Genomic DNA, 15,109 nt, shown 5'->3' with positions numbered 1-15,109 from the left:
CCCCGCCTCGGCACCGCCCTGGCCCGGCTGCTCGTACTCGCGGCCGCGCTCCTGGGCGTGCTCCTCGCGGGCGCCGCCCCCGCCTCCGCGCACGCGGCGCTGACCGGGAGCGACCCCGGCGACGGGGCGGTGGTCGCCACCGCCCCCAAGGAGGTCGGCCTCACCTTCTCGGAGCAGGTCGCGATGAGCGCCGACTCGATCCGGGTCCTCGACCCCTCGGGCCGGCGCGCCGACACCGGCGAGATCATCGACCTGTGCAGCGGTGCCGTCGTCAAGTACGGCGTGGCCCTGCGGGCCGGTCTGCCGGACGGCACCTACACCGTCGCCTGGCAGACCGTCTCCGCCGACAGCCACCCGATCGCGGGGGCCTTCACCTTCTCCATCGGCGCCCCCTCCGCCACCTCGGTCGCGCTGCCCGAGCAGACGGCCGGCGGCGGGGTCGTCGGCGCCCTCTACGGGATCGCGCGCTATCTGTCGTACGCGGGCTTCGCCGTCCTCGTCGGCGGCGGCGCCTTCGTGCTGCTGTGCTGGCCGCGCGGCGCGGGCGTCCGGCCCGTGCAACGGACCGTGGTGCGGGGCTGGCTGACCCTCACCGGCGCCACCCTGGTCATGCTGCTGCTGCGCGGCCCGTACACCGGCTCCGGCAAGCTCGCCGACGTCTTCGACCTGGCCGGGCTCCAGGCCGTGCTCCAGACCAAGACCGGGGCCGCGCTCACCTCCCGGCTGCTGCTGCTCGGGGCCGCCGCGCTCTTCGTCGCCGTCCTCTTCGGCGCGTACGCCCGGCGCACCGACCCCAAGGAGCGCAAGGACCTCGCCTTCGGCCTGGGCCTCGGGGGCACCGTGGTCGCCGCGGGCATCGCCGGCACCTGGGCGCTCGCCGAACACGCCTCCACCGGCATCCAGCCCGGCGTCGCCATGCCGGTCGACATCCTGCACCTCCTGGCGGTCGCCGCCTGGCTCGGCGGGCTCACCACCCTGCTGGTCGCCCTCTACCGGGCGCCCTCCGTGGAACGCGCGGCCGTCGAGCGCTTCTCCCGGGTCGCCTTCGTCTCGGTCGCCGCCCTGGTGGCCACCGGCCTCTACCAGTCCTGGCGCCAGGTCGGCTCCTGGTCCGCCCTCACCGGCACCCGGTACGGGCAGCTGCTCCTGGTGAAGATCGGCCTGATGGCCGTACTCGTCGGCATCGCCTGGATATCCCGCCGCTGGACCCGACGCCTGGCGGAACGGACGGCGTCGGAGACCGAGGAAGAGGAGCTTGAGAAGGAGCTTGAGAAGGACCTTCAGGAGGAGCCCGAGGACGGGCTTGAGGACCGGCTTGAGGAAGATCTCGCGGGAGAGCTTGAGGGAGAGGGCCTTCAGGAGGGGACGGGCACCGCGGAATCCGCTCCCGGGGACGAGCCCGATCCCGAGCGGGCCGCCCAGCTCGCCCGCCAGCGGGCCGCCATGGCCACCGCGCGCCGGAAGAAGGCGCGGGACGCGGACCCCGAGCGGACCGGCCTGCGCCGCTCGGTGCTGACCGAGGCCGCCGTGGCCGTCGTCCTGCTCGCCGTGACCACCGTCCTCACCTCCACCGAGCCCGGCCGCACCGAGGAGGAGGCCGCCCGGAACGGCGGGACGACGGCCGGCTCGGCCGCGGTGCCCGACCGCCCGGTCGACATCCGCCTCCCCTTCGACACCGGCGGCGTGGACGGCAAGGGCGTCGTCCGGCTCAGCCTCGACCCGGGCCGCACCGGCGCCAACGCCCTGCACCTCTATGTGGAGCGCCCCAACGGCAAGCCGCTGGACGTCCCCGAGATCAAGGTGAACCTCACCCTGGAGGAGAAGGGCGTCGGCCCGCTTCCCGTCGCCCCCGACCGGATCCAGACCGGGCACTGGAGCGCGAGCGGCGTCCAGCTCCCGCTCCCGGGCGAGTGGCGGATCCAGGTGACGGTCCGCACCTCCGACATCGACCAGACCACCATCGAGAAGAACGTCAAGATCGGCTGAATGACCGTGAGCAACCCCGTGACCGGCCCCGCGCCCGACGGCGCCCCCGCCCCCGCCTCCGGCAGCGGCCACCTCGACATCTCCCGGCGCCGGCTGCTCGGCACCGTCGGCGCGGCGGGCGCGGCCGGCCTGGTGATCGGCGCCGCGGGCGGTGCCGGGATCGCGGCGGCCGTCTCGGAGGACGGCACCGCCACACCCGGGGCCGGCGGCTCCGGCGCCCTCACCTCGGTGGGCGCCACCGAGGTGGGGTTCCACGGGCGCCACCAGCCCGGGATCACCACCCCGCTCCAGTCGCGGGGCCATCTGATCGCCTTCGACCTCGCGCCGGGCGCGGGCCGCCGGGAGGCCGCCGCGCTGCTGCGCCGCTGGTCGGCGACGGCACGGACGCTGATGGCCGGGGAAGCGCCGGCCGAGGACACCGGGATCGCGCTGGACGCGGGCCCGTCCTCCCTCACGGTCACCTTCGGCTTCGGCCGCACCTTCTTCGACCGGACCGGCCTCGCCGCCCGGCGCCCGGCGCAGCTCGAACCGCTGCCCGCCTTCTCCTCCGACGCGGTCGACCCGAAGCGCTCGGAGGGCGATCTGTGGGTGCAGATCGGGGCGGACGACGCCCTGGTCGCCTTCCACGCGCTGCGCGCGCTCCAGAAGGACGCCGGGGACGCGGCCCGGGTCCGCTGGCAGATGAACGGCTTCAACCGCTCGGCGGGGGCGACCGCGCGCCCGATGACGGCCCGGAACCTGATGGGGCAGGTCGACGGCACGAACAACCCGAAGACCACCGACCCCGACTTCGACCGGCGGATCTTCGTCCCGGCCGGGGCGACGGGCGCCCAGGACTGGATGGCGGGCGGCTCCTACGCGGTCGTGCGGCGGATCCGGATGCTCCTGGACGACTGGGAGCGGCTGGCGCGGGAGAAGCAGGAGCAGGTCATCGGCCGCCGCAAGGCGGACGGGGCACCGCTCTCGGGCGGTTCGGAGACCACCCCGCTGGACCTGGACAAGCTGGGCCCGGACGGGAAGCCGGTCATCCCCGGCAATGCCCACGCCCGGATCTCCGCCCCCGAACAGAACGGCGGTGCGGCGATGCTGCGCCGGCCCTTCTCCTTCCACGACGGGATCGGCGCGGACGGCACCCCGGACGCCGGGCTCCTCTTCATCTGCTGGCAGGCCGATCCGCTGCGCGGCTTCGTGCCGGTGCAGCGGAAGCTCGACCGGGGCGACGCGCTGTCGGCCTTCATCCGGCACGAGTCGAGCGGTCTCTTCGCCGTGCCGGGCGGTGCCGCCGAGGGCGAGTACGTCGGCCAGCGGCTGCTGGAGTCCTGAGACCGACCGGGAACCGGAGGCCGACCGAGACCCGGAGGCCGACGGAAGCCCGGACGCCGGCCGAGGCTGCCCCGAGACCGGCTCCGAGGCCGGCTCCCGGTGCGGTCGGGGGGTCCGGGTCCGGGGCGGGTCGAGGGCTGAGACGGGGCGGGCGGCGGGGCCGGGGCGCATTAGGGTGACGGTATGTCCGCCACCCGGTACACCTACCTCGGTCCCGAAGGCACGTTCACGGAGGCCGCGCTGCGGAGCCTGCCCGAGGCGGCCACGCGGGAACTCGTCCCCATGGTCTCGGTCCCGGCCGCGCTCGACGCCGTACGGAACGGGGAGGCGGCCGCCGCGCTCGTCCCGATCGAGAACTCGGTCGAGGGCGGGGTGACGGCGACCCTCGACGAGCTGGCCTCCGGCGAGCCGCTGATGATCTACCGCGAGGTGCTGCTGCCGATCACCTTCGCGCTGCTCGTCCGCCCCGGGACCGCGCTGTCGGACATCAAGACGGTGACCGGCCATCCGGTGGCCCAGCCGCAGGTGCGCAACTGGCTGCGCAAGCACCTCCCGGAGGCGGTGTGGGAGTCGGCGGCGTCCAACGCGGACGGCGCCCGGCTGGTGCAGGAGGGGCGGTTCGACGCGGCCTTCGCGGGTGAGTTCGCGGCGGCGACGTACGGCCTGGAGGCACTGGTCAAGGAGATCCACGACGCGGAGAACGCGGAGACGCGCTTCGTGCTCGTGGGCCGGCCGGCCCGGCCCGCGGCGCCGACCGGCGCGGACAAGACCTCGGTGGTGCTGTGGCTGGGTGACGATCATCCGGGTGCCCTTCTGGAACTCCTCCAGGAGTTCGCGGTGCGTGGGGTGAACCTGATGCTGATCCAGTCCCGGCCGACGGGGGCGGGGATCGGGAACTACTGCTTCGCCGTGGACGCCGAGGGCCATGTCTCGGACCGGCGGGTCGCCGAGGCGCTGATGGGTCTGAAGCGGATCTGCCCGCAGGTGCGCTTCCTCGGCTCGTATCCGCGGGCGGGTGCGTCCCGCGCGGACGTCAGGCCGCTGCGGCGGGGGACCTCGGACGAGGAGTTCACGGCTGCCTCCGACTGGCTGGCGAGGGCCCAGGACGGCAGGGCCTGACCGCGATAGTGACCGAGCGGCGCGGTTCGCGCGTTCGTTCGTCCACAGGCAGGCATTGTTAGTCCTACCTGCATACTTTTCGGTTTCCCACATCAGTTATCCACAGGCCTGGCGAGCAGGCTGGGGACAAGTCGACACCCGCCCCCGACAAGGTCGACAAATCACCCCCGTCACCCCTCGCGCGCATGGCCTCCATCCACAGGGCCCACGGCCGTACGCGTCAGAGCAGGCCCACCGCACTCACCCTCCAGAGCGAGCGATTCCCCTCGAAATGAGTGCGGGAATCGTGTTTGATCACGCAATTCAGAGGTGGCGGACCCGGAATCCACAGAACTTCCTCACACCCTGTGGATAACTCGATTCCCCGGAATTCCCCGGACCCCAACAAGAGGCCCCAATTCGGGCATACCAACACGCCCTCTTTAATCCGGTGAGGGCGCGCGAGCGCACACCGGTAGCCTGGTGGGGTGATTGACCTTCGCCTGCTCCGTGAGGACCCCGACCGTGTTCGCGCCTCCCAGCGCGCCCGTGGAGAGGACGTCGGCCTCGTCGACGCCCTGCTCTCCGCCGATGAGCGGCGCAGGTCGTCCGGCGTCCGCTTCGACGAGCTCCGTTCCGAGCAGAAGTCGCTCGGAAAGCTGATCCCCAAGGCCACCCCCGAGGAGCGCGCCGAGCTCCTCCAGCGCGCCGAACAGCTCAAGACCGACGTCAAGGCCGCCGAGGCCGAGCAGAACGAGGCCGACGAGACGGCCCGCGCGCTCCTCCTCCGGCTCGGCAACATCGTCCACGAGGACGTGCCGGTCGGCGGCGAGGAGGACTTCGTCGTCCTGGAGACGCACGGCACCATCCGCGACTTCGCCGCCGAGGGCTTCGAGCCCAAGGACCACCTGGAGCTCGGCGAGGCGCTCGGCGCCATCGACGTCGAGCGCGGCGCCAAGGTCTCCGGCTCACGCTTCTACTACCTGACCGGCGTCGGCGCGCTCCTGGAGCTCGCGCTGGTCAACGCCGCCATCGCGCAGGCCACCGAGGCCGGCTTCATCCCGATGCTCACCCCCGCGCTGGTCCGCCCGCGCGCCATGGAGGGCACCGGCTTCCTCGGCCAGGCCGCGGAGAACGTGTACCACCTGGAGAAGGACGACTACTACCTGGTCGGCACCTCCGAGGTCCCGCTCGCCGCGTACCACATGGACGAGATCATCGACGCCGACAAGCTGCCGCTGCGGTACGCGGGCTTCTCGCCCTGCTTCCGCCGCGAGGCCGGCACGTACGGCAAGGACACCCGCGGCATCTTCCGCGTCCACCAGTTCGACAAGGTCGAGATGTTCTCGTACGTCGCGCCCGAGGACGCGGAGAACGAGCACAAGCGGCTCCTGGACTGGGAGAAGCAGTGGCTCACCTCCCTGGAGCTGCCCTTCCAGGTGATCGACGTCGCCACCGGCGACCTCGGCGCCTCCGCCTCCCGCAAGTTCGACTGCGAGGCGTGGATCCCGACCCAGGGCAAGTACCGCGAGCTGACCTCGGCGTCCAACTGCGACAGCTTCCAGGCCCGCCGCCTGTCGGTCCGCATGCGCGAGGAGCAGGGCGGCAAGAAGACCGTCCAGCCGCTCGCCACGCTGAACGGCACGCTGTGCGCCGTCCCGCGCACCATCGTCGCCATCCTGGAGAACCACCAGCTCGCCGACGGTTCGGTGCGCGTCCCGGAGGTCCTCCGGCCGTACCTGGGCGGACGCGAGGTCCTGGAGCCGATCGCCAAGTGAGCGCCTTCCCCTACCGTCTGGTCGCGACGGATCTCGACGGCACGCTGCTGCGGGCCGACGAGTCCGTCTCGGACCGCACCCGGGAGGCACTCGCCGCGGTGACGGCGGCGGGCGCCGCGCACATCGTCGTCACCGGCCGGGCGGTGCCCTGGACCCGGCACATCCTCGACGACCTCGGCTACGAGGGGATCGCGGTGTGCGGCCAGGGCGCGCAGGTCTACCACGCCGGCGAGCACCGGCTGCTGACCTCCCTCACCCTGGACCGGCAGCTCGCCGGGCTCGCCCTGTCCAAGATCGAGGCGGAGATCGGCCCGCTGGCGCTGGCCGCGAGCCGGGACGGCCTGGAGGGCGAGGTCCTGGTGGGCCCCGGCTACCGGGCCCAGGAGGGCCCGCTGCCCTTCGTGTCGTACGAGGACCCGGCCGAGGTGTGGGCGGCGCCGCTCACCAAGCTCTACCTCCAGCATCCGACGCTGAGCGACGACGAGCTGACCGCCGTCGCGCGCGCCACCGTCGGCGGCCTCGTCGACGTGGTCATGGCGGGCCCGGGGATCGTGGAGATCCTGCCGCTCGGCCTGAGCAAGGCCACCGGCCTCTCGCTGGCGGCGCGCCGGCTGGGCGTGAAGGCCGCGGAGACCATCGCCTTCGGCGACATGCCCAACGACATCCCGATGTTCGGCTGGGCCGCGCGCGGCGTCGCGATGGGCAACGCGCACGAGGAACTGCGGGCGATCGCGGACGAGGTGACCGACTCCAACGAGGAGGACGGCATCGCGGTCGTCCTGGAGCGTCTGCTGGCGCTCTGACCCGCGTCCCGTACCGCCGGGAATTCCGTGCGAAGGCCCGCTCCCTGAAGGAGCGGGCCTTCGTCGGTCGCGGCCCGCGCGGACCGGAGATCCGCGCGCTCGAAGCGGCCGCCACCGGGGGATCCCCCGTTTCCCCCGCACAACTAGTGTGCGCCGGGGGGACGTTCGGTCGCGAACGGTTTTCCGTGCGCCGGATGCCGGGTGAGCGGGTAGCAGGCGAGGCCGATGGCGAGCGAGAGGGCGTGCCCGAGGTCGGTGAAGGTGCGGTCCGTGAGCAGCGGGACGAGGAAGAAGGCCACCGCGGCGGCCAGGTAGAGCCATCGCCAGGGCCGGGCGACGCGGTAGGCGAGGATCCCCGCGGAGGCGGCGAGGCCATAGCTGACGCCGATGTCGACGACGTGCGCCATGCTCCGCGGCACGTCGTGGTGGGTGATCGCGTAGAGGACGACCTGCTGGCTGACGAGGGTGGCGGCGATGTGGGCGGCGGCCACCGTGAAGAGCCACTTCGGCGTACCCAGCCATCGCTCCACGGGCGCGTGGAGGAGCTCGAAGAGGAGCGCGTAGAAGACCAGCGCGGCCGGATCCTGGATCCAGAAGGCGCTGCCGAGCAGCGCGCGGACCGGGTGGCGGGCGAGCTGGTAGAGGTTGCTGCTGTTGCGGTGCAGCAGATAGGTGTCGAAGCCGTCGGGGGAGAGGGCGAGGACGAGGCTGGTGGTCGCGATGACCGCGAGCCAGAGATGCGTACCGGGTGACGAACGCACCCACGACCTGATCGGTCGGGATGGTTCGCCACCCGGAGTGGTTTCGCTCGGCACCCGTCAGTGCCTATCACCTGAAGCCGTGGGGCCCTGTGAGGCCCGGCGGGGCCTCAGAAGTTGATCATGTGGCCCGCGATGCCGTGGACGGCTTCCTTGACGGCCTCGCCCAGGGTCGGGTGGGCGTGGACGTTCCGCGCGACCTCGTGGACGGTGAGGTCCCACTGCTGGGCCAGGGTCAGCTCGGGCAGCAGCTCGGTGACGTCCGGGCCGATCAGGTGGGCGCCGACGATCTCGCCGTACTTGGCGTCGGCGACGATCTTGACGAAGCCGGTGGAGTCGCCGAGGCCGTGCGCCTTGCCGTTCGCCATGAAGGGGAACTTGGCGACCTTGACGTCGTAGCCCTTCTCGCGGGCCTGCGCCTCGGTGTAGCCGAAGCTGGCGATCTGCGGCTGGCAGTAGGTCGCGCGCGGGATCATGGCGTAGTCCAGCTCCATGGTCTCGGCGCCCGCGATGGTCTCGGCGGCGATGACGCCCATGGCCTCGGCGGTGTGCGCGAGCATCAGCTTCGCGGTGACGTCGCCGATGGCGTAGATGTGCGGGACCGAGGTGCGGCTGCGGCCGTCCACGTCGATGGCGCCGCGCTCGGTGAGGGCGACACCGGCGGCCTCCAGGCCGTAGCCGGTGACGTTCGGCGCGAAGCCGATGGCCTGGAGGACCTTGTCGGCCTCCAGGACCTTGCTCGCGCCGTCCTTGCCGGTGACGGTGACGCGGACCTGCGGGCCGGACTCGTCGATGGCGTCCACGCGGGTCGAGGTGAGGACGTCGATGCCGAGCTTGCGGTACTGCTTCGCCAGCTCCTTCGACACCTCCTCGTCCTCCAGCGGGGCCATCCGGTCGAGGAACTCGACGATGGTGACCTTGGTGCCGTAGTTGTTCAGCACGTACGCGAACTCGATGCCGATCGCGCCGGCGCCGGCGATGATGATCGACTTCGGGGCGTCCTCGGCGAGGATCTGCTGCTCGTACGAGACGACGCGGTCGCTCAGCGCGGTGCCGGGCAGCAGGCGCGGGCTGGCGCCGGTGGCGATGATGCAGTTGTCGAAGGTGATCGTCTGCGTCGTGCCGTCGGCCTTCGCCACCTGGAGGGTGTGCGCGTCGAGGAAGGTGCCCCGGCCGTCGAACTCCGTGATGCCGTTCTTCTTCATCAGGAAGTGGACGCCCTTGACACGGCCGTCCGCGACCGAGCGGCTGCGGCGGTAGGCGTCGCCGTAGTCGAAGGTCACCGAGCCGTCGACCTTGATGCCGAAGGTCTTGGCCTCGTGGTTGAAGATGTGCGCCAGTTCGGCGTTGCGGAGCAGCGCCTTGGTGGGGATGCAGCCGACGTTCAGGCAGACACCGCCCCAGTACTTCTCCTCGACGACCGCGACCCGCTTGCCCAGCTGGGCGGCGCGGATGGCGGCGACGTAGCCGCCGGGGCCAGCTCCGAGTACGACGACGTCGAAGCGGTCTGACATGACTGACTCCCGAGGGTGATGAGGGTGTTCGGTGCACGTACGAGCCCACAGTAGTCCGGTCGCCGGGGAGCGGCCGGGGAGATCCGCCACACCTGTGGACGAGTTGTAGGATGACTGGGCAACCGGGTGATCGATCGGATCGGGAGGTACGGGACGGATGGCGGCACTGAGAGCGGCGGGGCGGACCTCGCTGGTGGACTCCGCGGTGGAGCAGCTGCGGGCGCAGCTCGCCGAGGGCGAGTGGTCCGTCGGCGACCGCATCCCCACCGAGCACGAGCTCGCCCAGCAGCTCGGCGTCGGCCGCAACACCGTCCGCGAGGCGATCCGGGTCCTCGTCCACGCCGGGCTCCTGGAGTCCCGGCAGGGCAACGGCACCTTCGTCCGCTCCACCGCCGACCCGGCCGCGGTCCTGCGCGGGGTCCGGCACGCGGGCGCCCGGGACGTACTGGAGCTGCGGACCGCCCTGGAGGCGGAGGCCGCCAGGCTGGCGGCGGAGCGGCGGGACACCCACGACCTGCTGCGGCTGCGGGCCGCCCTGACCACCCTGCGCGAGGAGGGCGACCGGGACGCCGACGCCGACCTCGCCTTCCACCTCGCCGTGGTCGGCGCCACCCACAACGCCGCCTTCATCGAGGTCTACCGCTTCTTCTCCACCCAGGTCCACGAGGTGCTGGTGGAGGCGCTCGGCGACCGCGCGATGCCGCCGGTCGACATCGACGCCCACGAGGCGCTGATCGCCGCCGTCGAGGCGGGCGACGCGGACGCCGCCGAACGTCAGGCCCGCGAGCTGCTGCGGATACCGGCGGAGACCGTGGCGGCGCTCATGGCGGAGCGCGCCGACGGGACGCGGGCATGAGGGGCACGGAGACGGACCACGCGCGCGTGCTCGTCGACGCCGAGGCGGACGTACGGCCCTCGGCGGCGGGGGCGGCCGCCCGGCGGGCACTGCTCGCCCATCCGGTGCTGCTGCTCGTCGGCATCGTGCTCGCCTCGCTCAACATGCGGATCGCGCTGGCGAGCGTGGCGCCGCTGGTCGGCGAGATCGCCGGGAAGTTCGGCCTGTCCTCGACGGCCGGCTCCCTCATCACGTCGATCCCGGTGCTCTTCCTGGGGCTCGGCGCGCTCGTCGCCCCGTGGCTCGGCCGCCGCTTCGGCGCCGAGCGGATGGTCCTCGCCGCGCTGCTGCTGCTCGCCGTCGGCATCCTGGCGCGCCTGCTGCCGTCGGTCCTGGCGCTGTACGGCGGCGGAGTCCTCGTCGGCACCGCGATCGCCCTGCTCAACGTGCTGATGCCCGGGATCGTCAAGCGGGACTTCCCGGACCGGGCGGCCGCGCTGACCTCCGTCTACACGGGGGCGATGGTCGCCGGAGCCACGGTCGCCGCGGCCGCGGCCGTGCCCCTGGAGGAGGCCCTCGGCGGCGGCTGGCAGGGCTCGCTCGGCTTCTGGTCGCTGCTCGCCGTCGTGGCGGCGGTGGGCTGGCTGCCGCAGGTGCTGATCGCCCGGGGCCGTACCGGGCACGAGGTACGGGCCGTTCCGGCCGCCGGCGCGGCGCCCGCGCGCGTATGGCGCTCGGCGCTCGCCTGGCAGGTGACCCTCTTCATGGGCCTGCAGTCGGTCTGGTCGTACGTGCTCATCGCCTGGATGCCGACGATCTTCACCGACCACGGGATGAGCCGCTCCGAGGCCGGCGTGGTCTTCGCCTTCAACAACCTGATCCAGATCGCCGGGGCCTTCGTGGTGCCGCTGCTCGCGGGCCGCAGGCGCGGCCAGCGCCCGCTGGTGGTGCTGGTGACGGCGATGGTCGCGGCCGGGTACGCGGGGCTGCTCGTCGCCCCGGCCGAGGGTGCCTGGCTCTGGGCCGCGGTCCTCGGCGTCGGTCAGGGCGGTGCCCTGGGGCTGGCCCTGACCCTGATCGTGCTGCGGACCGGGGACGCCCCGACGGCCGCCCGGCTCTCCGGGATGGCGCAGACGGTCGGCTATCTGATGGCGGCCGCCGGGCCGCTCGCGGCCGGGGCCCTGCACCAGGCGACCGGTTCGTGGACGGTGCCGATCGCGCTGGTCCTCGGGGTGTGCGCGGCGGCCGCGGGCGTCGGCCTGCTCGCCGCCCGCGACCGTACCGTCTGACGTTCCGTCCGGAGGGGTGTCTACTCCTCGCCGGCCAGCGTCAGCGTGCGCAGCTTGTGGCCGGCGAACCAGGTGGCGCCGAGGGTGACGGCGACCAGAAGGACCGTCGCCGTCGGCAGGGCCACGTCCGAGCTGATCAGCCCGTCGCCGGTGACCTTCTCGGCGAGCGCCAGCGCCCACTGCTGGACGCTGAGGGTGCGGGCGCCGGCGATCAGGGAGCCGAAGAGCGCCTCCCAGACCAGGGCGTAGACGAGGCCGATGACCACGGCGTGCCGGCTGATCGTGCCGAGCAGCAGGAACAGCGCGCTGTAGGCGATGGAGGCCACCAGCGCGGCGACCGTGTAGGCGACGGCGACCTGCTGGCCGTTCCCGTTCAGGATGAAGCCGGCGATCAGGGTGGGCACGGCCGAGAAGGCCATGGTCACGGCGATGGCCACGATCAGCTTGGTCATGATGATCGTCGGGCGCTTCACCGGCTTGGAGAGCAGATAGACGATCGAGCCGTCGTCGATCTCCGGGCCGATCGCACCCGTGCCCGCGATGACGCCGATCAGCGGCACCATCGTGGCGAGCGCGAAGCCGCCGAGGAGATCGGCCGCGACCTGGTCGTCCGCGCCGTTGATGACGCGGACGGCCGTGGCGATGAGCAGGAGCAGCCCGGGCAGCAGGAAGAGGATCGCCGCCCGGCGGCGGCCGAGGAGGGCCCGGTAGGTGAGCCGGGCGACCGTGGGGTCGTACATCGGGGTCGTGCTCCTTTCAGGCCGCGACGAGATAAGAGAAGACGGATTCGAGGGACTCGTCGGACGGCGAGACCGTCAGCAGCCGGATCCCACGCGCGCGTGCCACCTGCGGCAGCAGCTCGGTGAAGCGTCCGAAGTCGACGGCCTGGATCCGAAGTCCGCCCTCCACGACGTCGACCTCGATGCCGGCCGTGGACGGGTCGGCGATCAGCGCGGCGGCGAGCGCCCGGTCGTCGCTGGAGCGGATCAGGTAGCGGTGCGGCCGGTCGGTCATCAGGCGGCGGATCCGGCGGAAGTCGCCGGAGGCGGCGTGCCGGCCGGCGACGATCACCTCGATGTGCGAGGCGAGCTGCTCGACCTCCTCCAGGATGTGCGAGGAGAACAGGACCGTGCGGCCCTCGGCGCCCATCCGGCGCAGCAGCTCCATGAGCTGCATCCGCTGGCGCGGGTCCATGCCGTTGAACGGCTCGTCGAGCAGCAGCACGGACGGCTCGTGGACGAGGGCCGAGGCCATCTTCACGCGCTGCCGCATGCCCTTGCTGTACGTGGCGATCTTCCGGTCCTGCGCGTGCTCCATCTCGACGGTCGCGAGGGCCTTCTGGGCCTCCGCGGCGCCGAGGCCCTGGAGTTCCGCGTTGGCCACCACGAACTCGCGGCCGGTGAGGAAGTCGTACATCGCCTCCCGCTCGGGGACGACGCCGATGGAGCGGTAGACCGACTCGTTGCGCCAGACCGGCTCGCCGTCGAGGGTCACGCTGCCCGTGGAGGGGTCGAGGAAGCCGCCCATCATGTTGATGAGCGTGGACTTCCCGGCGCCGTTGGGGCCGAGGAGGCCGGTCACGCCGGGGCCGATCGACATGGTGACGTCGTTGACGGCGACGACGTTGCCGAACCAGCGGGAGACGTGGTCGATGTGCAGGGTACTCACAGGCCGACCTTCCGGTAGCGGGCCATCAGGATGCCGTAGCAGCCGGCGATGAGGCCGAGGACCACCACGAGGTAGACCACGCCGGCTCCGGTCCCGACCGGCACCTCGCCGGGGAAGGAGGCGGGCGCGCCGAGGAAGGCGTTCTGCAGGCCGATGATCAGGGTGAGGGGCGAGAAGAGGCCGAGCCAGGCGATGGCGTCGGTGTTCTCGGTGGCGTAGGAGATGCCCTGGAGGGTGGAGACCGCGCCGTAGGAGATGGTGAGGACGGCGATCACCGCGGCGACGCCGAAGCCCCGGCGCGGGGTGAGCGCGGCCATGACCAGGCCGACGCCGCCGAAGAGCACCGACAGGAGCGCGACGGAGACGAGGCCCTGGCCGAAGAGCTTGGCCTGCTCGGCGAAGTCCATCTTGGCCAGCATCGAGCCGATCCACAGGATCAGCAGCGGGGACGCGGTGAGGATGAAGAGGGCCGAGGCCATGGCCCCGTACTTGGCGAGCACGTAGTCGACCCGCTCGATGGGGCGTGAGAAGTACAGCGGCACCGTGCGGAACCTGAGGTCCCGGGAGACCGACTGGGGGGCCTGGGAGGCCAGGTAGACGGCGATGACGAGCTGGAGGAGGACCGCGTACTGGGTGTACTCGACGAAGAGCTTGTCGGCCTTGGTGTACACCGAGATGGCGACGATGATCAGCGCCGGGGTGCACATGACGCCGAAGAGCAGCATCGGCAGCACCTTCGACTTGGCGCTGCGGCCCAGGCCGTACGCCCCGCGCAGCGACTGCGAGAAGAGCGAGCGGCGGGCGTAGGAGCGGCCGAGCCTCGGGCCGTCGTAGGACCGGTATCCGATGTTGTGGATCCGGGTGGTGTCGGGGGCGGCCCCGGGGGCGGGGGTGCTCATCGGGCCTTGACCTCCTCGTGCTGCGCGGCTGCCTCGGGACGGAAGACCTCGGCGATGTGGTGGCGGCGCTGCTCCATGCGGACCAGGCCGAGCCCGAGGCCGGCGACGGTGTCGCGCACCAGGTCGTACGTCTCCTCGCCGGGGGCCTCCAGGAGGAGGATGTGGCCGGCGCCGGGCAGGCCGTCCTCCACGCCCGCGTGCAGGGTGACGCCGGCGGCGGTGAGCGCCGCGCGGAGGGCGGCGGTGCCGTCCGGGTGGGCGTCGGAGTCGGTGACCTCGACCGCCAGGGTCGTGGTGGTGCGGGTGAAGTCGCTGGTGGAGCTGGACCTCAGCAGCTTGCCGCCGTCGATGACGACGACGTGGTCGCAGGTCCGCTCCAGCTCGCCGAGGAGGTGGGAGGTGACGAGCACGGAGATGCCGAAGTCGGTCCAGACGCGGCGGATGAGGCCGAGCATCTCGTCCCGGCCGACCGGGTCGAGGCCGTTGGTCGGCTCGTCGAGGAGGACCAGCTTGGGGTCGTGGACCAGGGCCTGGGCCAGCTTCACCCGCTGCTTCATGCCGGTCGAGTAGCCGCCGATGGGGCGGTAGCGCTCCTCGTACAGGCCGACGTGACGCAGGGTGTCGGCCGTCCGCTCGCGGGCGGCGGTCGGCGGCAGGCCGGACATCCGCGCCATGTGGACGACGAACTCGGTGGCCGAGACGTCCGGCGGCAGGCAGTCGTGCTCGGGCATGTACCCGACGCGCTCGCGGATCTCGGGGCCGTGCGTCGAGACGTCGAGGCCCAGGACCTCGGCGCGGCCCTCCGTGGCGGGGGAGAGGCCGAGCAGGATCTTGATCATCGTGGACTTGCCGGCTCCGTTGGCACCCACCAGTCCGGTCACACCGGGCCCGATGTCCAGGGAGAGCCGGTCGAGAGCGGTCACCCGGGGGAACCGCTTGCTGAGGCTTTCGGTGGCGATCACAGTCACGCTTCGACGGTAGTGGCGCGCGCCACAGCAGTCGTCAGCCCTACGGATCGATCCCTCTCCGACTTCCGGCGTACGAACCCTGAGAGCGCTCGCGACGAAAGTCGTCGCGGTCTCGGGGACGGAGTTTTCCACAGGGTCTCGTGCACACCCCTTGACGTAGCCGCCAGGCATTGTCACATTCATCGGTGTC

At 72.2% G+C, this 15,109-nt stretch carries 13 protein-coding genes; 7 read left to right on the top strand and 6 right to left on the bottom strand.

Annotated features, from left to right (window positions below; all coding sequences use genetic code 11):
• Nucleotides 1-18: 18 nt before the first annotated feature.
• From ABZ621_RS14825 to ABZ621_RS14805, 5 genes are all read left to right on the top strand, one after another.
• On the top strand, nt 19-1,986 hold the full coding sequence (locus ABZ621_RS14825) for a copper resistance protein CopC (protein ID WP_360604677.1): 1,968 nt from the start codon (nt 19-21) through the stop codon (nt 1,984-1,986).
• Complete coding sequence (efeB, locus tag ABZ621_RS14820; protein ID WP_360604328.1) at nt 1,987-3,309, top strand: iron uptake transporter deferrochelatase/peroxidase subunit; 1,323 nt, start codon at nt 1,987-1,989, stop codon at nt 3,307-3,309.
• A gap of 183 nt (nt 3,310-3,492) precedes the next feature.
• Nucleotides 3,493-4,428, top strand: coding sequence for a prephenate dehydratase (gene pheA / locus ABZ621_RS14815; RefSeq protein ID WP_360604326.1), 936 nt, complete (start codon nt 3,493-3,495; stop codon nt 4,426-4,428).
• Nucleotides 4,429-4,895: 467 nt separating this feature from the next.
• Nucleotides 4,896-6,185 carry a serine--tRNA ligase gene (serS, locus tag ABZ621_RS14810; protein WP_360604324.1) on the top strand — a complete coding sequence of 430 codons (1,290 nt, stop codon included), beginning with the start codon at nt 4,896-4,898 and terminating at the stop codon, nt 6,183-6,185.
• On the top strand, nt 6,182-6,988 hold the full coding sequence (locus ABZ621_RS14805; protein ID WP_360604322.1) for an HAD family hydrolase: 807 nt from the start codon (nt 6,182-6,184) through the stop codon (nt 6,986-6,988). The genes serS and ABZ621_RS14805 overlap by 4 nt, the downstream gene beginning before the upstream one ends.
• Before the next feature lie 143 nt (nt 6,989-7,131).
• On the opposite strand, the gene ABZ621_RS14800 is transcribed toward ABZ621_RS14805, so the two are convergent.
• Both ABZ621_RS14800 and lpdA read right to left on the bottom strand, forming a co-directional pair.
• Nucleotides 7,132-7,749, bottom strand: a complete 618-nt coding sequence (locus ABZ621_RS14800; RefSeq protein ID WP_360604320.1) for a rhomboid-like protein — start codon at nt 7,747-7,749, stop codon at nt 7,132-7,134.
• Between the two features lie 107 nt (nt 7,750-7,856).
• Entirely contained in the window at nt 7,857-9,260 is a 1,404-nt protein-coding gene (lpdA, locus tag ABZ621_RS14795; protein ID WP_360604318.1) for a dihydrolipoyl dehydrogenase, read from the bottom strand.
• A gap of 157 nt (nt 9,261-9,417) precedes the next feature.
• On the opposite strand from lpdA, the gene ABZ621_RS14790 reads away from it, so the two are divergent.
• Complete coding sequence (locus ABZ621_RS14790; protein ID WP_360604316.1) at nt 9,418-10,116, top strand: GntR family transcriptional regulator; 699 nt, start codon at nt 9,418-9,420, stop codon at nt 10,114-10,116.
• The gene (locus ABZ621_RS14785) at nt 10,113-11,384 is read left to right on the top strand and encodes an MFS transporter (RefSeq protein ID WP_360604314.1); all 1,272 of its coding nucleotides are present in this window, start codon (nt 10,113-10,115) and stop codon (nt 11,382-11,384) included. The genes ABZ621_RS14790 and ABZ621_RS14785 overlap by 4 nt, the downstream gene beginning before the upstream one ends.
• Before the next feature lie 20 nt (nt 11,385-11,404).
• On the opposite strand, the gene ABZ621_RS14780 is transcribed toward ABZ621_RS14785, so the two are convergent.
• The 4 genes from ABZ621_RS14780 to ABZ621_RS14765 are packed head-to-tail and all read right to left on the bottom strand — an operon-like array spanning nt 11,405 to nt 14,913.
• Nucleotides 11,405-12,124 carry an ABC transporter permease gene (locus ABZ621_RS14780; RefSeq protein ID WP_360604312.1) on the bottom strand — a complete coding sequence of 240 codons (720 nt, stop codon included), beginning with the start codon at nt 12,122-12,124 and terminating at the stop codon, nt 11,405-11,407.
• Between the two features lie 16 nt (nt 12,125-12,140).
• Nucleotides 12,141-13,052, bottom strand: coding sequence for an ABC transporter ATP-binding protein (locus tag ABZ621_RS14775; protein WP_360604310.1), 912 nt, complete (start codon nt 13,050-13,052; stop codon nt 12,141-12,143).
• Nucleotides 13,049-13,951 carry an ABC transporter permease gene (locus ABZ621_RS14770; protein ID WP_360604308.1) on the bottom strand — a complete coding sequence of 301 codons (903 nt, stop codon included), beginning with the start codon at nt 13,949-13,951 and terminating at the stop codon, nt 13,049-13,051. The genes ABZ621_RS14775 and ABZ621_RS14770 overlap by 4 nt, the downstream gene beginning before the upstream one ends.
• Complete coding sequence (locus tag ABZ621_RS14765; RefSeq protein WP_360604675.1) at nt 13,948-14,913, bottom strand: ABC transporter ATP-binding protein; 966 nt, start codon at nt 14,911-14,913, stop codon at nt 13,948-13,950. Before ABZ621_RS14765 ends, ABZ621_RS14770 begins: the two co-directional genes overlap by 4 nt.
• Between the last annotated feature and the right edge of the window lie 196 nt (nt 14,914-15,109).

This window comes from Streptomyces sp. NPDC007863, from assembly GCF_040633895.1.
Classification (GTDB): Bacteria; Actinomycetota; Actinomycetes; order Streptomycetales; family Streptomycetaceae; genus Streptomyces.
The sequence above is the reverse complement of the archived record's forward strand: the minus strand, read 5'-3'. Positions and strand labels throughout refer to the sequence as shown.